The sequence below is a fragment of the Paenibacillus campinasensis genome (assembly GCF_002272015.1).
GTDB lineage: Bacteria > Bacillota > Bacilli > Paenibacillales > Paenibacillaceae > Paenibacillus_AQ > Paenibacillus_AQ campinasensis.
Map to the genome: position 1 here is coordinate 1 of NZ_NPBY01000111.1, position 24,625 is coordinate 24,625.

General features: G+C 53.2%; 22 protein-coding genes and 1 riboswitch. Of the genes, 10 read left to right on the forward strand and 12 right to left on the reverse strand.

The window, feature by feature from the left end; genetic code table 11:
- Nucleotides 1–82 precede the first annotated feature (82 nt).
- Nucleotides 83–571 carry a tRNA adenosine(34) deaminase TadA gene (tadA, locus tag CHH67_RS24930; protein WP_095268068.1) on the reverse strand — a complete coding sequence of 163 codons (489 nt, stop codon included), beginning with the start codon at nucleotides 569–571 and terminating at the stop codon, nucleotides 83–85.
- 358 nt (nucleotides 572–929) lie between these two features.
- On the opposite strand from tadA, the gene CHH67_RS24935 reads away from it, so the two are divergent.
- Both CHH67_RS24935 and rluF read left to right on the forward strand, forming a co-directional pair.
- Nucleotides 930–3,239: a PAS domain S-box protein gene (locus CHH67_RS24935; protein WP_095268069.1), complete on the forward strand. Its 2,310-nt coding sequence runs from the start codon at nucleotides 930–932 to the stop codon at nucleotides 3,237–3,239.
- Nucleotides 3,240–3,268: 29 nt separating this feature from the next.
- On the forward strand, nucleotides 3,269–3,970 hold the full coding sequence (gene rluF, locus CHH67_RS24940; protein ID WP_095268070.1) for a 23S rRNA pseudouridine(2604) synthase RluF: 702 nt from the start codon (nucleotides 3,269–3,271) through the stop codon (nucleotides 3,968–3,970).
- 114 nt (nucleotides 3,971–4,084) lie between these two features.
- On the opposite strand, the gene motB is transcribed toward rluF, so the two are convergent.
- Both motB and motA read right to left on the reverse strand, forming a co-directional pair.
- Entirely contained in the window at nucleotides 4,085–4,909 is an 825-nt protein-coding gene (motB, locus tag CHH67_RS24945; RefSeq protein WP_095268089.1) for a flagellar motor protein MotB, read from the reverse strand.
- Nucleotides 4,893–5,693 carry a flagellar motor stator protein MotA gene (motA, locus tag CHH67_RS24950; protein ID WP_095268071.1) on the reverse strand — a complete coding sequence of 267 codons (801 nt, stop codon included), beginning with the start codon at nucleotides 5,691–5,693 and terminating at the stop codon, nucleotides 4,893–4,895. The genes motB and motA overlap by 17 nt, the downstream gene beginning before the upstream one ends.
- 187 nt (nucleotides 5,694–5,880) lie before the next feature.
- On the opposite strand from motA, the gene CHH67_RS24955 reads away from it, so the two are divergent.
- Nucleotides 5,881–6,174 carry a hypothetical protein gene (locus tag CHH67_RS24955; RefSeq protein WP_095268072.1) on the forward strand — a complete coding sequence of 98 codons (294 nt, stop codon included), beginning with the start codon at nucleotides 5,881–5,883 and terminating at the stop codon, nucleotides 6,172–6,174.
- 106 nt (nucleotides 6,175–6,280) lie between these two features.
- Nucleotides 6,281–6,598, forward strand: a complete 318-nt coding sequence (locus CHH67_RS24960) for a 4a-hydroxytetrahydrobiopterin dehydratase (RefSeq protein ID WP_095268073.1) — start codon at nucleotides 6,281–6,283, stop codon at nucleotides 6,596–6,598.
- A gap of 301 nt (nucleotides 6,599–6,899) precedes the next feature.
- On the opposite strand, the gene CHH67_RS24965 is transcribed toward CHH67_RS24960, so the two are convergent.
- The 5 genes from CHH67_RS24965 to CHH67_RS24985 form a co-directional block, all read right to left on the reverse strand.
- Nucleotides 6,900–7,256, reverse strand: a complete 357-nt coding sequence (locus CHH67_RS24965; protein WP_095268074.1) for a c-type cytochrome — start codon at nucleotides 7,254–7,256, stop codon at nucleotides 6,900–6,902.
- Nucleotides 7,257–7,414: 158 nt separating this feature from the next.
- Nucleotides 7,415–7,981, reverse strand: coding sequence for a GNAT family N-acetyltransferase (locus CHH67_RS24970; RefSeq protein ID WP_425320457.1), 567 nt, complete (start codon nucleotides 7,979–7,981; stop codon nucleotides 7,415–7,417).
- A gap of 307 nt (nucleotides 7,982–8,288) precedes the next feature.
- The gene (locus CHH67_RS24975) at nucleotides 8,289–8,762 is read right to left on the reverse strand and encodes a C40 family peptidase (RefSeq protein ID WP_095268076.1); all 474 of its coding nucleotides are present in this window, start codon (nucleotides 8,760–8,762) and stop codon (nucleotides 8,289–8,291) included.
- A gap of 4 nt (nucleotides 8,763–8,766) precedes the next feature.
- Nucleotides 8,767–8,905: riboswitch (cyclic di-AMP (ydaO/yuaA leader) on the reverse strand.
- 269 nt (nucleotides 8,906–9,174) lie between these two features.
- Nucleotides 9,175–10,002: a hypothetical protein gene (locus tag CHH67_RS24980; protein ID WP_095268077.1), complete on the reverse strand. Its 828-nt coding sequence runs from the start codon at nucleotides 10,000–10,002 to the stop codon at nucleotides 9,175–9,177.
- 11 nt (nucleotides 10,003–10,013) lie between these two features.
- A complete protein-coding gene (locus tag CHH67_RS24985; protein ID WP_095268078.1) occupies nucleotides 10,014–12,005 on the reverse strand; it encodes a M1 family metallopeptidase in 1,992 nt (663 codons plus the stop codon).
- 149 nt (nucleotides 12,006–12,154) lie between these two features.
- Here CHH67_RS24985 and CHH67_RS24990 point away from each other — a divergent pair, with 149 nt between their 5' ends.
- The 3 genes from CHH67_RS24990 (at nucleotide 12,155) to CHH67_RS25000 (ending at nucleotide 14,815) form a co-directional block, all read left to right on the forward strand.
- On the forward strand, nucleotides 12,155–12,667 hold the full coding sequence (locus CHH67_RS24990) for a YwhD family protein (RefSeq protein WP_095268079.1): 513 nt from the start codon (nucleotides 12,155–12,157) through the stop codon (nucleotides 12,665–12,667).
- A 284-nt stretch (nucleotides 12,668–12,951) separates the two neighbouring features.
- Complete coding sequence (locus CHH67_RS24995) at nucleotides 12,952–13,740, forward strand: IucA/IucC family C-terminal-domain containing protein (protein WP_095268080.1); 789 nt, start codon at nucleotides 12,952–12,954, stop codon at nucleotides 13,738–13,740.
- Nucleotides 13,741–13,858: 118 nt separating this feature from the next.
- Nucleotides 13,859–14,815, forward strand: a complete 957-nt coding sequence (locus CHH67_RS25000; protein WP_095268081.1) for a hypothetical protein — start codon at nucleotides 13,859–13,861, stop codon at nucleotides 14,813–14,815.
- A gap of 84 nt (nucleotides 14,816–14,899) precedes the next feature.
- Here CHH67_RS25000 and CHH67_RS25005 read toward each other — a convergent pair whose 3' ends face one another.
- Nucleotides 14,900–16,978 (reverse strand): transglycosylase domain-containing protein, encoded by a 2,079-nt coding sequence (locus tag CHH67_RS25005; RefSeq protein WP_095268082.1) that lies wholly within the window; start codon nucleotides 16,976–16,978, stop codon nucleotides 14,900–14,902.
- A gap of 166 nt (nucleotides 16,979–17,144) precedes the next feature.
- Nucleotides 17,145–17,927, reverse strand: a complete 783-nt coding sequence (locus CHH67_RS25010) for a helix-turn-helix transcriptional regulator (protein WP_095268083.1) — start codon at nucleotides 17,925–17,927, stop codon at nucleotides 17,145–17,147.
- Between the two features lie 107 nt (nucleotides 17,928–18,034).
- Here CHH67_RS25010 and pyk point away from each other — a divergent pair, with 107 nt between their 5' ends.
- A complete protein-coding gene (pyk, locus tag CHH67_RS25015) occupies nucleotides 18,035–19,450 on the forward strand; it encodes a pyruvate kinase (protein ID WP_095268084.1) in 1,416 nt (471 codons plus the stop codon).
- A 174-nt stretch (nucleotides 19,451–19,624) separates the two neighbouring features.
- Nucleotides 19,625–20,452, forward strand: a complete 828-nt coding sequence (gene speE / locus CHH67_RS25020; RefSeq protein WP_095268085.1) for a polyamine aminopropyltransferase — start codon at nucleotides 19,625–19,627, stop codon at nucleotides 20,450–20,452.
- 111 nt (nucleotides 20,453–20,563) lie between these two features.
- Here speE and CHH67_RS25025 read toward each other — a convergent pair whose 3' ends face one another.
- Together CHH67_RS25025 and CHH67_RS25030 are read right to left on the reverse strand one after the other, a co-directional pair.
- On the reverse strand, nucleotides 20,564–22,603 hold the full coding sequence (locus CHH67_RS25025) for a hypothetical protein (protein ID WP_095268086.1): 2,040 nt from the start codon (nucleotides 22,601–22,603) through the stop codon (nucleotides 20,564–20,566).
- Between the two features lie 158 nt (nucleotides 22,604–22,761).
- Nucleotides 22,762–23,286 carry a phosphatase PAP2 family protein gene (locus tag CHH67_RS25030; protein ID WP_095268087.1) on the reverse strand — a complete coding sequence of 175 codons (525 nt, stop codon included), beginning with the start codon at nucleotides 23,284–23,286 and terminating at the stop codon, nucleotides 22,762–22,764.
- A gap of 436 nt (nucleotides 23,287–23,722) precedes the next feature.
- On the opposite strand from CHH67_RS25030, the gene CHH67_RS25035 reads away from it, so the two are divergent.
- A complete protein-coding gene (locus CHH67_RS25035) occupies nucleotides 23,723–24,613 on the forward strand; it encodes a class I SAM-dependent methyltransferase (RefSeq protein WP_095268088.1) in 891 nt (296 codons plus the stop codon).
- Nucleotides 24,614–24,625 lie beyond the last annotated feature (12 nt).

Below are 24,625 nucleotides of genomic sequence, written 5' to 3' on the forward strand. Positions count from 1 at the left end.
TTTGCTGTCACTATACATAACCAAAGAGCTTGTCTAGGTGGCCGAGGGGCCACTTGGCTGTGGATAACCACAGATCAACATGCTAAGCTTTACCACGCAGTTTGCGGAAAAACTGGGTGAGCAGAGCGGCGCATTCAGCTTGAAGAATGCCCTCCACGACCATCGTGCGATGGTTAAATCGCGGCTCTTGAAGCAGATTCATCAAGGTGCCTGCGCAGCCGGCTTTGGGGTCTCTCGTGCCGTAGATGACCTGAGGAATGCGGGATTGTACAATCGCACCGGCACACATCGGACAGGGCTCCAGGGTGACGTACAGGCTGCAATCCAGCAGACGCCAGGCTCCGAGCGTGCGGCTGGCCTCACGGATAGCTACCATCTCCGCATGGGCGGTTGCATCGAAGGTGGTCTCGCGAAGATTGAAGCCGCGCCCTACAATTTCATCTCCGCGGACAATGACGGCCCCGATCGGGACCTCACCGCGTTCTTCTGCTTTTTGCGCCTCTTTAATGGCTTCCTGCATCCAATATATATGTTGATCTTTATCCACAGCAAGCGAATCCGAAAATGACATGAAACTCTAGATCTCCCTTCGATTATACGTCAATAAGCTGTATTTTCTTCTATTATACAACGAACGTTCATTCGTTTGTTAACATGTTGTGGACATATCTGTGGATAACCGCTTGGTTATGCACATAGTTATACACATTATCCCCAAGGTGGTTGTGTATTTGTGAGTAACTTGTGGACATCGGTAGTGAAATTATCCGTTTTTCCACCTTAACCTATACCCCGAAGGAGCCGAAAATCACACTGTAGCCGTTTTTGTAATTCGGACGAAATTCTTTTCAAACGTACCTGATCAAGGTATCATGGGGTTAATAGTGCTTTCAGTCGCCTATGGCAACAGCGGAAAGGTGAAGAGGCCATTGTCAATCAAAACAAAACTGTCGATGATCTTGTCGATCTCGGTATTATTTATTCTTCTGCTTAATATAACATTGAACTATTATACAACACAGGAAAATTTGCAGCAGGACAGTGAGGCCAAAATGGTCATGGCCGCTACCCAAATTGCCATTACGGTGGAACAGACAGCTTACAGTTCCGGTTACGTCGATGGTGTGTTTGCCGATATGCTGCGTGTGGCGTCCATCAATGCTGCACGGTCGCTCGATCCTGATATTCGCAACATCACCAATGAAGAGCTGGTTGATTTGGCAGCAGAGCTGGGTGTGACGCATATCTCGCTTCTGGTCAAGTCCGGGAACGATATTATTGTCGCCAAGTCCTCTGCCGAAGAAGAGATCGGGTTATCCACATCCGATTGGGGCTATTGGCATACGGCATTTCAGGAGCTGTTCGAGCACCAGCAGGTGCTGTCGGTGACCCAAGGCCAGAAAGGAGAGAACTTCTGGTCCGGTCCCTTTGAATTTTCCACATCAAACCCGGAATTTATAGACAAATGGGGTTATTACTATGATGGCAAGCGCAACTATATTATAGACCCCTATATACGAAGCTCCAATATCAAGGATTTTGTCAAGGTGACGAGCCCGGATGTTGTCGTTGAAGAAACGATTAAGGCAAACCCTCGTATTCTGGAGGTGACGGGCATTAACCCGGACACGTTCGGTAATCCCTCCATGCGTGAGGACGGGAGTGATGAGACGCATCGCAAACTGAAGAATCGGCCGATCATGTTCGGAACTTATCAATATGGAAGTCTGGATCAGGATGTCGAGGCTGTGAACAGAGCGGTGGCTACCGGGGAGAATGTCGTATTTGTTCAGACGATCCAGGACAAAAAGGTGTTAAAAAGCTTCATTCCTATCAGCTCCGACAACCGGCCAACGAGTGTCATCAGCGTTGTGATGGACTATGAGGCGATCTCGTCAGTCATGCGGGAGCAGATGATCAGTCTCGTGGCGATATCGCTCGTGCTGCTCGAAATTGTTATATTCGGCAGCTACATCGTGGCCGGGTATTTCACCCGACCGATTCAGGCGATACTGGGAACGGTCAATGATGTAGCAGACGGCCATTTTGACCGCAGGCTTGAGGTAACCAGCCGTGACGAGCTGGGTCAGCTGGCTGGCCGTATCAACGCCATGACACGCAACTTGGGCCACTACACAAGCCAGTTGAAGCAGATGGTGGACGAGAACCTGTCGGTGAAGGAGTACTTGGAGTCTGTCATTAACCAGACTGCTGATGCGATTCATACGACCGATACGGACGGACGAATCATCAGTGTGAATAAAGCCTTTGAGCAGATGTATGGGTGGAAGGCTGATGAGGTGATCGGCATGAAGCCCGACCTTGTGCCGCCGGAGATGGAGCAGGAAGAGGCCGAGCGGATGCAGCGCTTGCGGAGCGGGGAGCGACTTCCATTGATTGAGACGGTCCGCATGCGGAAGGATGGCAGCCAGATCGAGGTCAGCATCAGCACCTCTGTCGTGCGTGACGAGCATGGCGACATCACATCGATCATCAGTGTCTCCAGGGACGTAACCGAGCGCAACCGGATGGAGGAGCTGCTGAGACGCTCTGAGAAGCTGACAACCGTCGGTCAACTGGCTGCCGGGGTGGCGCATGAGATCCGGAATCCGCTGACGACGCTGCGGGGATTTTTGCAGCTGCAGCAGGAGACGAAGAAGGCCAATCCGGATCATATTGATCTGATGCTGTCAGAGCTGGACCGGATTAATTTGATTGTGAGCGAGTTTTTAATCCTCGCCAAGCCTCAGGCTGTTCATTTCCAGCAGAAGGACGTCAGAGGCATTATGCGCGAGGTGCTGTCCTTCCTGGACACCCAGGCGCATCTGCACGGCGTACAGTTCAGGCTGGATTTTGCGGAGGAGCCGGCGCTTGTCCACTGTGAAGAGAACCAGCTCAAGCAGGTGTTCATCAATCTGTTGAAGAATGCGATTGAGGCGATGCCTAAGGGTGGAGTCGTCCGGATTGAGATGCGTCCCGAGCCGAACGAGCAGGTCAAGATTACGATCGAGGACGAGGGTGAAGGAATTCCGCCGGAATTGATGCCGCATCTGGGCGAGCCTTTTATTACGAATAAGGAAACCGGTACAGGCCTTGGACTGATGGTCAGCCAACGTATTATTCAGGGCCACCAGGGAACGCTTGAAGTAGAAAGCGAAGTCGGCCAGGGGACGAAAGTGGTAATCGTTCTGCCAGCGGCGGGGAGTGTCGCGGAAGAGGAAGAGCAGAAGGAATCATGAGAAACTCCGTACAATAAGGGGATGGCATCTTGAGAATTAATAAATTTATAAGCGAGACCGGCTTTTGCTCCCGCAGAGAAGCGGACAAGCTGGTTGAGAGCGGGAAAGTAACCATTAACGGTGTCACTGCTGTTCTGGGCAGTCAGGCAGAAGAGGGCGATGATGTTCGTATAAACGGACAACCGCTTCAGGCCAAGAAGAAGCATGTGTATATTGCTTTGAACAAGCCGGTTGGCATCACGAGTACGACAGAAGGTCATATTAAAGGCAATATCGTGGACTTTGTCGGCCATAAGGAGCGAATCTTTCCGATAGGCCGGCTGGACAAGGATTCGGAAGGGCTTATTCTGCTTACGAATGACGGGGATATCGTCAACAAAATACTGCGCTCTGAAGGCAGGCACGAGAAGGAGTATATCGTGACGGTCCATCGTCCGGTGACCGATTCCTTCCTGCGCGGAATGGCCAGCGGTGTGAAGATATTAGGCGAAATGACGCTCCCTTGCGAAGTAACCCGGGTGTCGGAGCGGGTGTTTCGAATCATTCTGACCGAGGGGAAGAATCGGCAGATTCGCAGAATGTGCAGTGCTTTCGGCTATGAGGTGAGAAGGCTGCAGCGGGTCCGGATCATGAACATCCGTCTGGGAAGCCAGAAGATCGGCACCTGGCGCGATCTAAGCGAACAGGAGAAGAGGGAGCTTGGACGACTGCTTCATTACACGCTGGAGTAACCTGCACAGCCGATGCTCCGGCATCAATATCCGGTCAAAAATAAACCGATAGGCGATAAGCCTATCGGTTTATTTCGTATCTCATCCGAACGAACGGGATAGCGGGTGCAGGGATTAGTCCCCTTCTTCTTCCGTCTCCACTTCCTCACCAATGCCGGTGAAGGTCGGATTGTCCTGATACTTCCGGATAATCGAAACTTCAACGCGGCGATTTCGTGCCCGGCCTTCAACCGTTGCGTTATCCGCAATCGGGTGATATTCCCCGTATCCGGTCGGCATAAACTGCTTAGGATCGAGCGAGGAGTTCTCCAGCAGTATCTTCATAAACTGCAGCGCCCGGTCGGCGCTCAAATCCCAGTTGGACGGGTATTTGCTGTTAGAGATCGGCACGTTATCGGTATGTCCGGCAACGGTAATATCATACCCCGGGAATTTGTCCAGCATTTGTGCGATGGCCACAGCCAGTTCGCGCGCCTCCGGCTTCACGACCGCTTCCCCCGAAGCGAACAAGGCGTTGTCCCGGATCGTGATGACGAGCTGTGACTGGTTCAGCTTGGTGCTCAGCTCAGTGCTAAGTCCATTGGCCTTAATGTAATTATCGAGCTGCTGCTTGAGCCGCTCCAGGTCTTCCTGTTCTTGCCGCTTCAACTCTTCCCGGCGTTTGTTCTCGGACATTGCGGCTGGAGCTGCCTTGAAATCTTCCAGATTGGAAGGGTCCGGGCTCGGCTCCGTTTTGCTGTAATCGAGAATGCCAGTTCCGCCGGTAAAGACAACGTTGAACGCTTCACTCATTTCCTGAAACTTTTTGGCATCGGTTGCGCTCATGGCATAGAGGACAAGAAACAATGCGAGAAGCAGTGTCAGCAAGTCGGCATAAGGCAGAAGCCAGGACTCGTCAGCATGCTCCTCATGCGGCTCGTGTCTAGTCTTCTTGCTCACCAGCACCATCCCCCTTCTGTGCTAATTTGGCGCGTTCTGAAGGAGTCAGGAATACGGACAGTTTCTGGTTGATCGCAATGGTTGAAACGCCGGATTGAATGGACAGCAGACCTTCAACCATCATCAGCCGGATCTCCACCTCCTGCTTGGACAGACGTTTCAGTTTGTTAGCAATCGGGTGACAGATAACATAACCGGTAAAAATACCGAGCATCGTTGCAATAAAGGCCGCGCCGATGGCGTGAGCCAATTCGCCCATATCTTCCATATGGGTCAAGGCGGCGACCAGACCGATAACCGCTCCGAGTACCCCGAGGGAAGGAGCATACATGCCGGCCTGGGAGAAGATTTGCGCCCCTGCGCGGTGGCGCTCCTCCGTGGCGCTGATGTCCTCCATCAAGACGTCGCGGACAAATTCCTGATCATTGCCGTCAATAATCATCCGCATGCCGTTCTTCAGGAAGGTGTCATCAATCTCCTCGACCTTGCTCTCCAATGCGAGCAGGCCTTCCCGACGAGTGATGGATGCCCATTCCATGAACAGGGAGATCAGCTGCGCCTTGCTCATCAGTTTCTGCTTCTTGAAGGTCATCGCGACCAGCTTAGGCGTCTTCTTAAGCTCTGACAGCGGGAATCCAATGAATAAAGTGGCTGCTGTTCCGCCGAGAATAATAAGATACGCGGCTCCGTTAGCCAAAGCAGAGACGGATGCGCCTTTTAGAACCATCCCGACGATGACGGAGACCAGTCCTAAGACCAAACCAATTAGTGTTGAAATTTCCATACCACACCTCATCCGTGAGAAATAAATAGCGAATCCATTCGTCTTCTACCGTTCTTGTGGAAGAACAGGCGCCGTTCGACGCTTTATCCTATTTATCGTCAGGGAAGGCTTTTTTTTTTAGCCGTATTTTCCGGTATAATAAGATGAAAGGCATGCGATCAGGAATCGGCAGAAAGGAGTGATTCATGTGGGTGTAAGGCACGGAAGAGATTACGGTGATATTTTGGCTGATTTGACCGAGGCGGTAGGCCGGATACCGGATAGTTATCTATTTTTTGAAATGGACCCGGAGGACTGGGGTCACCTGGGCCATCAGGAGAAGTCGGAGGTTCATGAGGCGCTGGCTGAGGATCTGTTCTACGCCTTGGGCACCGAACCGGTCATTTCCGTAGGAAGCGGGGTGGTTATTCACGACAAGACGAACTATAGGATTCATGTTCTCATCGGGGATGAAGAGGCTGCTTTCGTAGCCCTAGTGTAGAACCGTTCGGTTATCAACCAATTGAGGGAAGAATACAATAGATGAAGGAATGGCCCCGAGAGAGCAGGCGTCGGCTTGGGGAAGGTATGATGGGGAGGAAGATAAGATGCTTTACACGCAGCAGGAAGTAGAAGCTCATCTGGAGAAGCTGGAGGGCTGGGAGTTTGAGCAGGGGAGATGGATCGTACGGAAGTATACCTTTTCCTCGTTCATGAAGGGAATCGCCTTCGTTGATGAAGTGGCTGCCATTTCAGAAGCATTCGGGCATCATCCCTACATCACGATTGACTACAAAACGGTAACACTGCGCCTCACCTCCTGGGATGAAGGCGGCATTACGGCTGTGGACATTAAGGAAGCGCAGCAATTCAATGAAGCGTATGAGAAGAGCCGCTCGAACGACAGCAGAGACTCCGCTACATAAATCGGGAGGGCGATGGTTGGTTTGTTGTTCAGACCGGCCTCTTGCGCATCCTATATAGAAAGTTTCGGCTAACGCGGCTTATCAAGTGGTGATCGACAATCGGGCATCCAGGATATTCATTCCGGGCATCTTACGACAGTACCTTTCCCTTATGTGACGTTGGCATTGGTAGGGCATGATGGGACAGGCGATTCGTAAGCTCTGCTATCGCGTTCGATCCAAATGATCCCATCCAACTAAAAACACGCTTGTATCCGGAGCGAATTCCGGTGCAAGCGTGTTTTGTGCATGGGATTGCTTATTATTTTTGCTCAGAAAGATACAGCGCGATATTGGCGATTTCTTCAGCTTGCAGCTGATTTTCGAATGCAGGCATTTGTCTGCGGCCTTTAGCGATAATGTTGTAAATGGAATTAACATCCATCTCTGCGCCGATTTGGTCAAGGGCTGGCCCCATTCCGCCTTGGAGCTGATCACCATGACAGGCAATACAGCTGGCTCTCAGCGTGGCTTCTGCAGCCGCCGCATCCAGCGTTACTTCAGGCATGGTAGGCTTCTCTTCTGCAATTTCAGCTTCTCTTCCTGGAAGCGTAAACATTAGCACAACAGCCAAGGCGCATGCAAAGAAGAACAATCCGCTCATAATCCATTTTTGCATCGTTATATCGTCCCTTCTATGTATACTGCACTTTTGCACTTACTTCCATTATAAACGAACATCCTATGACATCATAGCCAGTTGTGACAAAAAAAGCAACGTTCAAGGCCGACTTAACATAAAGTACACAAAATTGTGCCATTTGTACTTGCCAACCCTCACATCGTTTGATCCGGTCCTGCGGCGTCCGAATCGGTTGCCCCGGCACTTGGAGCGGGGGTGTACACCATGCAGTGGAACAGCGCCATGCCCTCCGGGGTCAGCCGCTCATACGTATCCGTCATCCGGAAGCCGGATTTCTCGTAAGCCCGAATCGCGCGTTCATTCCAAGCGAGCACCTCCAGATCGATTTCATCGGCAGGCCGTCTGCGGATCGCTTCATCCACAATCGCTTTTACAAAGGCTTTACCCATTCCCTGGCCGCACCAATCAGGCCGCATGCCAAGCCCGAGCCGGGTGACCTCATGCATCGGAAACAGCTGCCCGAATCCCCACAGACGCTGCTGGTGATCCAGCACAGATACATATTGCTGCTTACGGATGTCCGGATCGCCGAACTCAATGCCGAGCATCTGCATCTGCTCCCACGGCAGCCAGCCATAAATGTTGTAAGGGGGAGGGTAAGACCAGGAAGTAATCTCGGCGGCGTGTTCCTCGGTCATCGTGACGGTATGAAAGGTTATGGATGGCTCCTGCATACAATGTGCTGCTCCTTTGCTTTTCATTTGCTGCTCTGATCAAACCATGTGATATCTGATTACTAGCATAAACCGGTGAAGGCCTGTTCATACGGCTGTTTCTTTATATTTGAAAACGGGTATAGGAATGGTAGGTAGGAAGCGGAGCGCTTGCTCCCGCAACTTACTTCTGGAACTTACTTCCGAAAAAAATCGAAAAATAAAATGCCGCGATTGGAACTTTTTGACGATCTTAAACGTTATACATATATACAGAACAAGAAAAAAGCCGGCGGATGGATGATCTGCTACAATCCCCGGTCCAGCGGCTTATATGATTCGATATGATTGCTTATTAGTTGTAGTTAGCAGCTACTGCTTTATAAGTGCTTTGGCTCATGACGCGTTTGGCGCCTACATAACGCTTAGCATAGTAATCTTGGCTCAGCGGACTGACAATGACACCGCGCGACGAAGAAGAATGAGCAAACTTGCCGTCACCGACATAAATGCCGACATGAGATACACCTCTGCCGGATGTGTTGAAGAATACAAGATCACCAGGCTTCAGGTCGCTCTTCGATACCGCAGTTCCGACTTTGTACTGTGCTGCGGATGTGCGAGGAAGGGTAATTCCAAGCTTCTTGAAAATATAAGTGGTGAAACCGGAGCAATCAAACCCTTGGGTTGTCGTTCCGCCTGATTTGTAAGATACACCAATGACGGGCTTAATGGCATTGTTGAGTTTGGAATCGGCAAAAGCGCTTCCTGTTCCAAAGCTTAATGCAAGGACAAGGCCGATGGATACGGCCGCGAGTTTCCTCTTCAAAATAAAAAGCTCCTTCCACAGCCTGCGAGGTTAGCTTAAGGGTTCGGTTGAAGGTCACCCTATGATCCCTCTCTAGCGAGATCAATTCACCCAAAACGGATCCCCCGCTTCCCGTAAATGCGGGAATTCGGCTCGATAACATGTTAATTTAAGTTTCACTCTGCCTACACGACGCTGCGACAAGATGACTTGATGACAAAAGTTACAACAAAGATGACAAAGTTGTTACTAACATATTCGTTATTTTAGCAGAGTATTATCAATTTGGCAAACGAGGAAACTATTTTTTTAAACAAAAATCCCTATTTCCAGACAGCTGGAATAGGGATTTGTTGATTTGCAGTTAAAAAATTGTAATTAATTTGGAAACGGCAGCGGTATATGGACAGCCATCGAAGGCATATAACACGGTTCATGTATGGTCAGCGGTACCCGATTTCCATAGATGATATTGGGCGGAGATCGACCAGATGCGGAACAGGCCGTGCAGGAAGTAGGAAGCCTGCTGAATTATAAGAGCAAGCAGCCCTGCCCAGTAGAAGGAGACGGCGCTGAGAAGCAGCACAACCAGCAGCGCTGATCCGCCGATCGTGATCGAGAGCAGGCTTGCCGTGCCGAGCCGCTTGAGACAGGCCACAATTGAGGCGGTCATGCTGACGCTGCCCGTCCGTCCGAACTGCATGTACAACAGGAGCAGCTTCATGAGGTAGGCGTACAGCAGCCAGCCGGCCGCAAAGGGCAGCACACGCAGCAAGAGTGCTGGCTCCTGGATCGAGTTAATCAACAGGGGCAGCATTTTGGGCACAAGCCAGTATGCAGGGGCGAAGGTAAGCACAAGCTCGGCCACATAGAATACGGAGACCGTTCTCCACCATTTGCGGATGCCGATGAAAAAGAACAGCCCTCGTTCCCCCTTGGCCTCCTGATGGAGGTTGTAGAATATACCGGCCTGAATGAGCGGCGTCAGCAGCATACGAATCAGCAGCAGGCCGATCAGCAGCCAGCCGTAGGTATGGACGGTGGAGCTAAGCGACAGGCTCATCTCCCCTTCATAGAAGAACAGGAGCCGGCTCAGCTCGTTCGGAGCCGGATCTGGATATCGCATCAGGAGCGGGACCACGGCGGATTTGACCAGTCGATAAAGACAATAGCCCCATAACAGGCGGTACAGGAACAGCAGAATGATGACATACAACTGATCTTTTACACTGGCCCAACCCTGGCTTGCATAGCTTTTCATGTTTTCCCCCCTCACCATGACAGGCTGCCGAACAGCGTCTCCAGGAGCTTGGTTACGCTAAGGTTCCAGCGTGTGACCGTCTTCGGATCCATTCCCGTCCGCATATAGTTGTTGATATGGTTGTTCTCCAGCACGATCGTATATTTCGGATCCACCATCGCCCAGGATAGCGGGGAGCTGTACTCGAGCTTGTACGTGACGTGGCCGTCCTGACCGCTCCATACCTTCTCCAACGTCTTCCCGTCTTCAAAAGCAAACACAATCGGCACATTGGCGATATCCCCGTCTCTGCTGGTAATCTTCACGATCGATTCGTACTTCGGCTGCGCCTCCGAGCCCTTGTTCTTCACCTGAATATCCTCAATGGCGATATCGGCCATCTGGCTACCGTATACGTACTGATCGAAGTACGACTGCCAGGACGTTTTCGTCACCTGCTCCACGACCTTTTGAAAGTCAGCGGTGGTCGGGTGCTTGAATCTGAATTTTTTGGCATAGGTGAGCATAATTTTGTTCATCGTCTGGGTTCCGACCTGCCGTTCGATCCCTTGCAGCACCAGCTTGCCCCGGGTGTACACATTCTGGGCATAGTGCTGGTGGGAATCGTATTTCCAGGCTTCCTGCTTCAGCGGAGCCGGGGTAGTGATGGAGGCGGCCTGAGCGGCGGTGTTGGCGGTGATGCCATACTCCTGCTCCATGACCTTCTCTTCCGCATAGGAGGCAAAGGCTTCATCCAGCCAAGCCTCTTCAAATTCATTACTGGCGATCATGCCGTAAAAATATTGGTGAGCAATTTCGTGAATCACGGTTCGCTCCAGTTCATAGCCCGGCGAGTCATTCCTGGCCCCGAAGGCGGTGACCAGCGTTGGATATTCCATTCCGCCCGCGCCATTGCCGGCTTCCGGCGGGACGACGATGGAGAGGGTGGAATACGGATAGGAGCCGTACCATTTACCGAAGGAGCCCAGCGCCGTCTTGGCAGCGTCAAAATATCGCTCCTTTAAATGCTGATGCGCCGGGTCGAGGTACAGCTTGATCCGCACCCCGGGGACGCCGGGAGCTGAGAAGGCTTCCTCTGCCGTTACGAAATTGGGGGAGGCTGACCAGGCGAAATCATGCACATCATCTGCGTAGAATTGATAAATCTTCTCTCCGTTGCTCTTCTGCGGGGATTTGGTCGGGAAGCCGGTAGCAGCCACGATGTAGTTTTCCGGCACGCGAATGCGGACACTGTATATGCCGAAGTTGGAATAAAACTCTGAGTTGCCATGGTACTGGTGGAGGTTCCACCCTTCATCGGTTCGGTCGCGAAGGCCAACTGGCTCGTACACAGCGACTTTAGGGAACCACTGACCCGCCATCACAAAATCGCCTGCGCTTCCCATTCTGGCGAATATTTGCGGAAGCTCCACTTCAAATTCCGTATAGAGGGTAATGCTTTCTCCCCCTTTGACCGGTTTAGGCAGACGCAGCTTGACCAGGCTCCGGTCTTTGATATTGCCGTCATCGGGTTGAACATATTGAAGGCGATTGGTCAGCGATAACCCCTCCAGTGTTTTGATCCCCGTGATGGTCATGGAACCGTAGCCGCCTTCGGGCATCGTATCGGAGCGAAGCCGCCCTCCCGATTCCTTCATAAATGTAGTGTCATTGGATGCGAAGGCGTTCGGGTAGAGGTGAAAATACAGCTCGGTGACGCTTCGTTTCCCCGGATGGGTCCAGGTGAGCGTCTGTTTGCCCCTGAGCTTGTTCTCCTCCGGTTCATAACGGACGTCCATGTGATATTCGACGATCCGGTCGCTCAGTGCCGGGGCCGGGCCGCTTGGCTGCGCCTTCGGCGGCGAGAGCGGAGCCTTCTCGACCGCGGCTGAGGAGGGCTTGGCTGCATCGGAGGCAGCAATAGACGCTAAGGGGCCGCTTTTCAGAAATATGGGCATGGATCCTGCAAGCACACCGAGGGCGAGCAAGGATGATAGAAAGACTTTGGCACGTGGTGGGACCATTTGAACAACCTCCCGTTGACAAGCATCTACAGCATGTATATGTTTGCTTTTGGGGGATTATTAGTTAAAATAAAATTATTGAGAAGTAGGTATCACAACCAGGCAGCCGATACGTGTATCGGCTCTTATTATAGGAGGTCTTTGGCAGGATGGAGAATCAGGAGCAGGGCGGCAAGAAGCAGATTGCGTTAAATATCATTAACAGCAAGAGCAAGCACAAAGGATTCGGAGCGGGCTCGATTGATCTGAACAGCCTGTCGCCGGTCATTATTGATAACGGGGAAGCCCGGGTGGATATCGGCGCCATGCACGCCAAGAGCAAGGTGGAAAGAGGCATTCGCTTCTCTGCCAACAAGGAGGATGTGCCGAACGGACGCCAGGTATGGATCGTATGGGTGGCTGTGGACCGGAATGCGGACGGCCAATTTTATGGCGGGATGACGGCTTGTGAGATGCTGATCGACCAGGAGGCTCGCCGGGGATGGAAGATCCTGGCCGACCATGTGAACAAGATGGATTATGCACTGAAGCGCCGGATCATTCTGGATGGGCTGGGCGATCAGGAGAAGAAAGCGCTGCGCGAGCTGCTTATTTCTCGTAACGAGGAATGGTGGAACGCATCGCCGGATGAAATCAAGCAAGCGCTGGAGACCGCAGAATAAGGATGACGGAATTTATCTCCTTCTATAGAATATAAGGAACTACAACCGGCGGATGTTATCATCCGGCCGGTTGTTTTTATTGGAGCAATGTGAGGGCTGCCATCACATAAGAAAGACGACCGTCAGGGGATGGTGGAGAAGCAGCGTCTGTCTGCTTGTCCGGGGAAGAAAAGACTTGAAATCCATTGCCTGCTAAACTACAATTTAAATGATAATGAGTCTCAATATCATTTATGTATTGAATCGATAGATGAGCGAGATGAAGAGAGCGGGGAGATGCTTGTATGGAACTGAACGAACAGGCTGCCCGGCTGGAGCCGGATGAGCTTGAGGTACTCGCTGCGGAATACCGGCTGAGGCAAGTGCCTTCAACAGACCGGACGTTTTCGATTCCTTTTGCGGATCTGGTAGATCAGGACAAGGTCGCGGCATACCTGGCCGGCGTGAAGGGGATCTTCGGCACCTCGTCAGAGACAGCAGCGGCCTCGCTGTTCGCCAAGCGTTATGCTTATCTGACCGTCGCCGCAGCGCTCTATGCGATGTCTCGCCTGAACAAGGGGCTGGATTATACGTTGGAGAACGGATGGATCGAATCTGTCTATGACAAGCAGCTGTGGCTTCCTGAGGGCCGGTTGATGGACTGGCGGGTAATTGAACCTGCGCCGGGGCAGCGGAGCGGCTGGCGTGAGCGGGTGCTCGGCCAGTTGTTCGCCGGGAATGTCTCCCTCGTTTGGCGAGCGCTCGCCAAGACAGCCCGCATCTCCAAATCGGTGCTATGGGAGAACACGGCTACGATTGTCTATGCGCTGTATGAGAAGAACTATCCGGAAGGGGCAACCCCCGAGCAATTGGAGCGCATCCGGGACGATTATCGCTACCTTCTGCAGGAGGCGCCGGGCCACCTGTTCGGTGAGAAACGCAACCCGTTCCAGCAGTTCAACACGCCCAAGAGGGTCACAGCGGTGTCCGATGACCTGATTCGTGTTCGAACAACCTGCTGTTTGAAATATGTTGTATCCGATAAACCCGATTCCTATTGCCGCACATGCCCCAAGCGGCATCATGGACGCTGAAGCCCAGCAAGAAAATCCTTCCTTTTGTCCAGAAGTCCACTTATACTAATAGCTAAGTTGAATCCACCTGATAAGAGCGAACAGTTTAATGGATAAACGTGGCTAAGGGGGAACGGTTATGACTTGTCCAATATGCCGATATGTTACGGCTGACGGGAAGTATTGCGAGCAGTGCGGGGCGGAGCTGAGGGGCAGCCATGCGCCGCAGCGGCAGGAAGCAGAGGCTGCATATGCCGAGCAGGCAGCGGGGATCGAGAAGTCGAAATCAGACCCGGATCGTGTCTATTACACATACAACTCGAAGGAGTCGAAGCAGAGCGTGCCGCAAGCGGACGGGAAGCCTGTCCAGGCGGAGTCCGGGGACGCAACGATGTCGTGGCCTCTTTCCCGCCGGGAAGCGTCCCAGAAGTTTGAAGCGATGGACGAGCGGGATGAGAAGGACGATGAGCCCAATCCTTTTTTTGAATTAATCAAGATCCATGCCCGGGATTACTTTACATACTTCGGCAGCTCCCTGAGACGGCCTGTCGCCACAGCGCGGCTGACCGGAAAGGACCAGCTGCTCAACGCACTGCTGTCCCTGGTGCTGTACGTGCTGGCTGTGCAGCTGTTGATCTATTGCATCTTTATTCTCAATGTCGGCTATGTTCCTGATGGCGCATTTGTGAATATGGTGCTTAAGCCAATGCTTTCACTCACGCTGTTTATGCTGCTGCTCGGCGTGTACACTTATGCAGCGGTGAAAGTCTCGTCAGACTCGCCGGCGGGGCTGGGGGATATCCTGTCCCGGTTCGGTACATTGCTGACCCCGTTCATCGTGCTGTGCCTGATCGGTTTTGCGTTTCTGGGACTGGATCGCACCGTCTCAGCGCTGGTGCTGGTGTTTGTCCTCATCGGCTCGATTATGATTGTCCCTACCTTGGTGCTGACCAGCTCGGGCAAGGCACGTACCGGCAGTCTGGACTTTCTGTACGTCGTTCTGCTGGTCTACGTCGCTGCACTGCTGACGCTTATGGTCATCGGCCGCCCGATCCTCGGATCATTGGCGGGAACGAGCTTCTTCATCGCTGGATAGAGATATGGAACAAGGAAAGCCCTGCACTGGCCGTCGGCCAGGCAGGGCTTCTTCTATGCGTACTCGCGGCCGAGCGGAAGAGGGCTACTCCACCCACCAGCGTTTGAAGTCAGACCACCAGGAACGCTCCTCCTGCTTTTCCGCCTCCTGAGCCGGATTCTCTTCATTCGAATCCTGCTCCTCCTGCTCATCTCCGCCAGAATGCTCACTGCAGTATTCAGTCGGCTCGGTGCCTTCCACGAATACCTCCAATGTTTTGGCAGGGCAGTCGGGGCCAGCCAGAAGGCCAGTCTTAGGGTCAACGTAGACGCTGACTACTCCGTCCGGGATGGGGAAAATTTTCGGCGGGACGTTCTCCAGCGCCTTCTCCGTATATTGGGCAAAAATCGGCGCTGCCCGCCGCCCGTCCACCGTGCTGATCGTCTTGCCCTTGTCATAGCCGACCCATACCGCCGTCGACAGCTCCGGCGTATACCCGACCATCCACGCATCCGTATTGGTCGTTCCGGTCTTCCCGGCCACCGGGCGTTTCATCATCGAGGATACGCGGTTGCCGGTGCCGCCCGTTTCGAACACTCCCTCCATCATTCGGGTGAGCACGTAAGCGGCCGCAGGCTCGACGATCTGCTGCCCGCTCTCCTCCGGCGCCGAATACAGGCTGCGGCCTGCGGCGTCCGTAATCTTCAGCACCGCTACCGGCTCGATTCGCTTGCCATGATTGGCGATAACCGCATAAGCGGAGGCCATCTCCAGCGGGCTGATTGGCGACGTCCCCAGCGCGAGGGAAGGGACGGTCTCCAGCTTGCTGGTAATGCCCAGCTTGCGGGCCATATCCGCCACCTTGTCCGCGCCAAGCTGCATGATTGTGTTGACGGCATAGATGTTGTCCGATGCCGCTATCGCCTGCCGCATCGCAATTTCGCCCAAATATTTATCGCCGAAATTACTCGGCTGGTACGTCTTGCGGTTGTTGTCATAATGAAACAGCGTCGGCTGGCTGTTAAACATCGTTGTGCTGGTCATCTCGCCGGAGGCAATGGCGGTCAAATACATGATCGGTTTAAAGGATGAACCCGGCTGGCGCGTCGTCGCAAGGGCGTGGTTGTACTGGTTCTGGCGGTAATCCTTTCCTCCGACCATCGCTTTGATGTGACCGTTTCGCGGGTCGATCGACACCAGTGCGGTTTCCAGCTCGCCCGAGTTCTCCATCTCCTTGGCGACGGCTTCCTCCGCCGCCTGCTGCGCCTGCGGGTCGAGCGTCGTGTAGATGTTCAGCCCGCCTTCCTCCAGCTGCTTCTCCGTAATCTTCAGCTCCCGGGTAACCAGCTGGCGCACATAATCGCGAAAATACGAAGCGATAACCTTGTTCTCCTGACGGTTCTGCGGCAGCAGGGCCAGCTTGCTGGCGGCGGCTTTATCCGCCTCGGCCTGCGTAATGTACCCGGTCTGGGCCATCGCATTCAGCACGATGCGCTGCCGCTTGGCGGCATTCTCCGGCTGATTGTACGGTGAATAATAGGTCGGCCCTTTCGGGATGCCCGCCAGCATCGCGCTTTCCGCCAGTGACAGGTCTTTGGCCGACTTGCCGAAGTACATCAGCGAGGCCGATTCGATGCCATAAGCGCCATGCCCGTAATAAATCTCGTTCAGATACATCTCCAGAATCTGGTCCTTGCTGTATTTCATCTCAAGCTGGGCCGTGTATTTGGCCTCCTTGAGCTTGCGTGTCCATGTCTTCTCATGGGACAGATACAGGTTGCGCGCCAGCTGCTGGGTAAGTGTGCTCGCACCCTGCTTCGTGTCCATATGCTCCAGGTTGACCAGCAGCGCCCGGGCCATCCCCTTCAGGTCAAAGCCGGGATGATCGTAGAATTTACGGTCCTCCACCGCCAGCGTAGCCTTAATCAGATTTGGTGAAATGTCGGCCAGCTTGACCTGCTCTGACGACTTGCCCGTCGAAGAGAAAGTGGCGATTAATTCCCCCTGACTGTCCAGGAGGCGGGAATAACGCGAGGTCTCGGCCACAGGCAGAGGCGTGATGAATAGATAGGCGAGCAGCATGCCGCCTGCCATGATAGATAATCCAAGGAGGCCGAACAGAAATGCGGCAATCCGGACAAAAGGACGTTTGCGTCTCGTTGAACGGTCATGATATCCCGCCATAGGTGGTGCTCCTTCCAGTTCCTTTTTTTCATGGAGGGATTGGCAACAGATTTCGGTTACCTTATGTTGAAGCTCCCTTTCTATTCATTATGGGGCTGGGCAAACGAGGATATTCGTGGAATTGAAAATCATTGCGGTTTCTGAAAAAAAGACGCACCATCGCGCCTTATACGATCCGCGAACGTTCATGCAGAAAGTCGGACGGGGAAGCGCCGGTGATTTTCTTGAAAATGCGGTGGAAATACGAGACATCCCGATATCCGAGATACTCGGAAACCTCCTGCACGGTCAGTCGCGATTCGGTCAGCATGTACATCGCTGTCTTGATGCGGCGGCTGTGCACATACTCGCTGATCGTCTGGTTGGTGACGCTACGAAACAGCGTGGCTGCATAATTCGGTGTTCGCTGGATGACCTCGCCGAGGTCCTCTTTGGTGATTTTCTCCCGGTAATGCTCCTGAATGTACTGCTTCATTCGCGCTACATGTCGGTGCCTGTCATCCGGAATGACACCCCGGTCCCACTCCTGGTTAATATAGATTAAGGTCTCGGTTAGGAGCGCGTTCGCCATATGCCTGTAATACGCCGGTTGGTCCTCCCATTGCAGCGAAATGCTCCGCAGCCGTTCTCTGACCAGCTCATAGCTGCCCAGCTTCCGTTTGATGAAATCGGGGTGGCTTAGCATAGGCAGTCCGTCCTCCATACATGAATTGTGGAAACGAATCACATACTTGCTATGGAACAGGGTGGGGATGCTTTTCCCATAATAATCGAGCTGTGGCGGGATGAGCAGCACATCGCCCTGATCGATGATCAGCTTGCGCTCTTGCACCCAAAACACACATTTGCCATAAGTGACAAGGCACAGGGTATGACTGTCCGGACAGGAGGAGCTCTCCTCGTACCAATCGACTCCCTGGTGGAACTGTACATCTAGAACGGTGATCATGCGATCCCTCCCTCGTGATCGTACTATAGTGTATTCACTATACTATATTTCATAGTCTCGCAGGAATAACAGCGCTACAATTGAAGAAAAAACGGAGGAGATTTATGATGCAAAAAACGAAAATTATTTGTACCATCGGGCCGGCCAGCGATTCGGTTCCGGTGTTAAAGGAAATGATTCAAGCAGGGATGACCGTGGCTCGCCTCAATATGGCGCACGGGGAGCTGGACGAGCATGTCCAGCGGATGAAGAATGTCCGTCAGGCAGCGTCTGAGCTCGGCACGTTTGTACCCATTATGATGGACATCAAGGGGCCGGAGGTGCGAATCGGCAAGCTGAAGGAGGACTTCTGCGAGCTGAAGACCGGCGAAGAGCTGGTGCTGACCACCGAAGAGATACTGGGGGACAGCGAGCGTATTGGCGTGAATTATCCGGACTTGACCCGCGATGTCAAGGCGGGGGACCGGATTCTGATTGATGACGGTCTGATTGATCTGACGGTACTTGCCGTAGAAGGGACGGAGATTCGCTGCCGCATTGTGAGCGGAGGGAAGCTCAAGCCGCGCAAGGGCGTCAACCTGCCGGGCATCCACACCTCTCTGCCAGGGGTGACCGAGCGCGATGTGAAGCATATTAAATTTGGTATCGAGAATCAGGTGGAGATGATTGCCGCCTCTTTCGTCCGCAAAGGCGACGATATTATGGAGATCCGCCGCATACTGGAGAGCCATCAAGCAGGACATGTGCAGATCATCTCCAAGATCGAGAACGAGGAAGGCATGGAGAACTTGGACGAGATTATCGAAGCCTCCGACGGCATCATGGTTGCCCGCGGTGATCTCGGGGTAGAGGTGCCGATCGAGACGGTGCCGATGCTGCAGAAGGAAATGATCGACAAGTGCAACCAGGCCGGCAAGCCGGTCGTCGTCGCTACCCATATGCTGGAGTCGATGCAGGTGAATCCTCGGCCGACCCGGGCGGAGGTCAGCGACGTGTTCAATGCGGTCGTGCAGGGCGCGGACGTGGTCATGCTGTCCGGGGAATCGGCTGCAGGGAAATATCCGATTCAGTCCGTGCAGACGATGGCATCCATCGCCAAGCAGGCGGAATCGATTATCGATTACAGAGAGCAGTTCAACAAGAAGAGGGCAGGGCAGGCAGCCGACATTACAGAAGTGATTAGTCAGAGCGCGGTCAGCGCGTCGCTGGAGCTTGGGGCTAATGCGATTATTCTGGCAACCGAGAGCGGGTTTACAGCGCGGATGATCTCCAAGTATCGTCCGGAGGCTCCAATCATTGCCGTCACCCATCACCGTGAGGTGCTGCCGAAGATTTGTCTGCTGTCCGGCGTGATTCCGGTTCTTGGCAGCAAAATGACAACGACGGACGAGATGTTCGAGACCGCGACACGCAACGCGGTGGAGACCGGATATATCCATCCGGGTGACACGGTTGTATTGTCTGCGGGCATCCCGATCGGACAGCCTGGCAACACGAATCTGATCAAGGTGCAGAAGGTATAACAAACACATTATTTCCGCTCTCGCAAACACCGCTAAAGCTGTGTTATTATACAATTTGTTTGGTACAATAGAGAAAGTGTGAAACTGATAAGAAAGGCGTCTGCCCTATAATAAAGTTTTGCGGCTTGGATCTGGACGGCTGAACATTATTTTAGCGGAAAGAAGGTAGAGACGATGGAATTATGGTTTACAGAGAAGCAAACACCGACTTTCGGGATTACGGCGAAAATACGGGAAACGTTTGTGCATGAGAAGACGGAATTTCAACAGCTGGATATGATTGATACCGAGGAATTTGGACGCATGCTCGTTCTGGACGGTATGGTCATGACTACGATCAAGGATGAATTCGTCTATCATGAGATGGTCGCTCACCCCGCGCTGAACACGCATCCAAGCCCGAAGAAGGTGCTGGTCGTTGGCGGCGGAGACGGCGGTGTCATTCGGGAAGTAATCAAGCACCCGGGTGTAGAGAAGGCAGTTCTCGTTGAGATCGACGGCAAAGTCATCGAATATTCGAAGCAATACCTGCCTGAAATTGCCGGCAAGCTCGATGATCCGAAGGTAGAGGTGCTGGTGAACGACGGCTACATGCACATTCTTGAACACAAGAACGAATATGATGTGATCATGGTGGATTCCACCGAGCCTGTTGGGCCGGCGGCACCGCTGTTTGAGCGCGGCTTCTACCAGGGCATCTATGAAGCGCTGAAGGAAGACGGCATTTTCGTTGCACAGACCGACAACCCTTGGTTCAAAGCTGATCTGATCCAGAAGGTCAGCAAGGACGTGAAGGAGATCTTCCCGATCGTTCGTGTGTACGGCGCGAACATCCCTACGTACCCAAGCGGGCTGTGGACATTTACGATGGGCAGCAAAACGTATGATCCACTTGAGGTGGACGAGTCCTCCATTCCGGAGATGGATACGAAATATTACTCGCCTCGCCTGCATAAAGCGGCGTTTGTGCTTCCTAAATTCGTGGAAGACCTCGTGAAGTAATCCCTAGTCACGGGTGCCACGCCTTATGTGGCGCGAACGCGGACAGGCCCTGCCAACCGGCAGGGCCTGTTTTTGTTGATATTTGCACCAATTCCATCTAATGCGTTTACATTAGCTCCCCGCTTTGCTGAGGATAAGGTCGCGGTTATCCCACAACAGCTTGCGCAGGTTCGATTTGGACCCTTCGATCATAAAATGAGGGATGCCGTTCGATTTGGCGATCTCCACACCGGACCATATCGCTTCATGGGAAGTGGCGGTGTACAGCTTGAATAAGGCATGGCATTTTCGCAGCTCCGCAAACATCCGCTCGGGATGTTCCCCGTTCTCATGCACGAATTCAGCCCCGGTCTCCCTGACCACCGATTCGAACCATTTGGCTTGTCCGCCGATAACGGCCACTTTGCACCCTTCCAGAAATGGGTCGACCGCCTTGCTCGCTTTCTTTCTTTTGTCCGGGGTGCTCCGTTTTCTTAAAGCTGCTTCTTCGCGCCCGTTCTTAAGCTCCGCTTGGTCGCTGAACAATTTCGATAGCCTGGCATACTCCCCGTCTGCCGCAACATTGAATACACAGGGGTCCCCGTCGAACGGCCGCTGGATCTCAATGTCCCTCTCATGCAGCGGAAACCGGTTGTCCGGATTATGAATATCGACACAATAATACGTGTGCCGCTCCCCGAGCTCTACATACCCCAAATACTGCTCCATCGGTGCGAACGCATCGTCTCCCTGGAACAGGATGGTGATATGCTGATAAGTCGAGCCGTCCGGCCTGCGCTGTAGCTCGCACTCCACTTCCGCTTCATGCTCCAGGCCGATCGCGTTGACGACGGACTCCGTTACCCGGAAGAATCCGCCATCCTCAAGCTGAACATATCCGCCATGATCCTTGCGATAGAAAGTGCCGGATCGTTTCGGCTTCTCGTCGGAGGAGGGAGACGGAGACTCCTCGTGAATAGGAGCGAGGGGCCCCAGATCGAGGCTGATGGCTGCCTCATCCGTGAATTTGTCCTCCACAGCAGGGCGGCTGCTGTGATTCGTGGGGTTGGGCTTGTCCGGCTGTGCTTCCGGTGCTTCCGGAGGATCGAACAGCGTTTCGATCCGACCTGCCAGATCGAGCATGTAAGCTATGTCCTGGCGTTTTTCGGCCTGCTCCTGCCGCGGCCATGCGCGCTGCCGCAGCATGTTCATCAGGGACAGGGCTTCATCATAGAGATGCGCAATCAATTGGTCCGCACTGGCTGAGGGGCTTCTGGCCAAGTCGATCTGTTGCTTCAGTGCCGCTTTCTCTCTCACGAAGGCGGCCGCCGTTCGAATCTCGCGCTCCTCCAGGTCCTGAATGGCAGCCTGCAGCTTCTTCACTTCCGCATTCAGCTGGCCCTGTTCATATTCAAGCTGCGCGATTCGCTTGCGCTCATGCTCGATCCGTTGCAGCAGTTCCAGCCGCTGCTGCTCCAGCTCCTGATTGGCACGCTGCAGCTGATCTTGAGCATCCGCCATCCGCTGCAGCTTGGCTTCCGTCAATCTTGCAGTTTTGTTCAGTCCGTCGATGACCTGCTCGGCCTTGATGCGGCGTTCACGCTCCTGCGCGAGCAATTGCCGTTCTTTGGCATCGGCTGCAGGCTGCCGCTCCTGCTGGTCCGGCTCCGAGGGAGCGCGGGAGGCCGCGGTCACTGCTGGCGGCGGCAGTGTCTGCTCCAGTTCCGAGAGCCGCTCGGCGATTCGGTCGGAAGGCTTCGGGTAAAGACGCAGCGCCCACAAGTAATGCCAGGCGCCGTACTGCTCCCTTTTATCATGTTCCATGGCGAGAAATTCCTCATCCGATTTGTGCAGGTCCTCTTCATAGATTGGGATAATGTGCAGCATGATACTTTGAAGTATGTGCAGCTTCTCATTGGGCTTATGGAGTCTCATGCGAACGAGCTGGAGGAATCCATCAACGGGAAAAGGCCGGTTCACGGGGGCTTTCAACTTGATGTTGAGCAGGGATTGAAATCGGCGCTTCTGCGCTTCGGTCATTTCATGAACGAGATTTGTAAAATCCTTCATCGAGAATGGGGCAGCCCAAAGTTTGGCGATGCTATTTTTGAAATTTTTCAGCTCCGAGGCACTAAGGCCTCCGGACGCTTCCTGAAGCCACTCTTCCTTCATGAATTCCCTCCTTTGGCTACGAAAAACACCTCATCTATAGACATATGTCTATACCGAGGTGCTCCCCTGTATCGTTATATGGATTATACAATTGCCTTAGGATACTCACAAGTAGTAAATGGCTTCATTTTAAGAAGGACAGACGACCTATTTATGGATTATCCGAGAACGATCAGCATGCCTGTAGTCAAGCCGACGACACATCCGGCAAGGCAGTCGGAGGGGTAGTGAAAGCCCAGATAAATTCGCGAGAGGCTGACCGTGCTGGCGATCAGAATGAGCAGCATCGACAACCACATCGATATGAACAGGAAGGGCGTAATAATGGAAAAGATCGCGGTAGAGTGTCCCGACGGGAACGAAGGGTCCTTGAGCGGGTTCTTTCCCACATGCACTTCTTCCAGGGCCAGATATGGCCTGATCCGCTGCAATCTTCTTTTTAGAATCGCCGTAATCAGGAAACTGATGGACAGCGCTGCAAAGCTCTGCCACCCCATGAAGGACCATGGCTCGGACGTCAGCACCGCGACGGACAGCGTGATTACAATCGTAAATACCGCTCCGCCGAGATGGGTAAAGCCTCTGAACAGCAGATCTGCTGCCCTGTTTCGGAGTTTACGGTTGAACCAGCGGAAGACGCGACGATCATACTGCTGAAGCCAATGCAAGGAACGGGTCATCATGGTGGTCATCACCTCAATCTTTCGGATTACTCATATTTAACACATATTGCGGCTGCAAACACAGCTTTTGATATGGTTCTGGTTTTAATCACCTGTCCAGTATACATGAGAATTGTTAAACGAGGGTCTGAAATTTGAAAAAAAAGCGTTCAAGTTTCCAGGATATGTAAGGTCATCCAGATTCGGGTGATACCCGGACCGACAGTCCCGTTCTAACGCGGCGTGACAAGTGTTTCGTCCGTACGGCGGCGCTTCATTGTCTATGGGCGGACGCTCCGCAGGCCGCCTTGTTATTGTGCTGAAATGCAGAGGAATCCATGCATGAGGTGAGGGGACGGTTCAACTTTGGCCGAGTGCTGAATATATATTATGGACAACGTGAACCGAGGAACCGAACGGTCCTCAATACGGAAAGCGGAAAGGGGAGCAAAGCCCAATGGAGTGCCCACTGTGCCGTTCATCCGAACATGTCACGCTATATTACGCATATAGCCGGTTCGACCTGTTTGAATGCGACGATTGCAAGCTGCTGTTTCAGCGTCATGCCGAAACGACGGATGTAGCCCGAATCATAGAGGAAGTTTACGACGATCGCTGGGTTGCCATGCGCGATAAGTACGCGCATCTAACGTTCCAGGACCATGCGCTGTTCAACACGCTGCAGCTGGAAATGTTCAGGCCGGGAAAGGGAAGGCTGCTGGAGATTGGCTCAGGAACAGGGGAATTCTTGTTTACCGCCCAGAGTGCGGGCTGGGACGTTACCGGAGTGGAGGCGTCCGCATCGTCATGTAAATACGCCAAGCAGAAGTACGACCTGGAATTGCACAATGCTCTGTGGAGCCCGGAGCTTGCCGAGGAGTGGGAGCCGTTCGATGCGGTTGTATTCTGGCATGTGCTGGAGCATATGGCCAGGCCGGTCGAGTTTTTGTGCGGAGTGGCCGGGAAGCTGCAGGACAACGGGCTGCTGCTGTTCAGTGTGCCGAATCTTCAATCGTTCACCAATGCGATCTACGGCAAACAATCTCCGCTGCTGACCGAGAAGGATCACCTTTACCATTACTCCGCTCGCAGCCTGATGAAGCTGCTGGCACAGACTCCGTTTCAGCCTGTGAGCCTGTTCACCCGCCAAGTGCCGAATCACCTGGAGCAGCTGCTCGGCTCCTCTACGGCAGAGGCGGCATACTCTATGGCGGACAAAATGGCGATTCTGACTCAATTGCAAGGCAAAGCTATGGGTCATGAAATTTGCTGCATAGCCCGGAAAAGGCCGGATAGCGCGCCTCCGACCAGCGAAGCTGCAACAGAAACAGAGGGAGAACCCGTATAAGGGTTCTCCCTC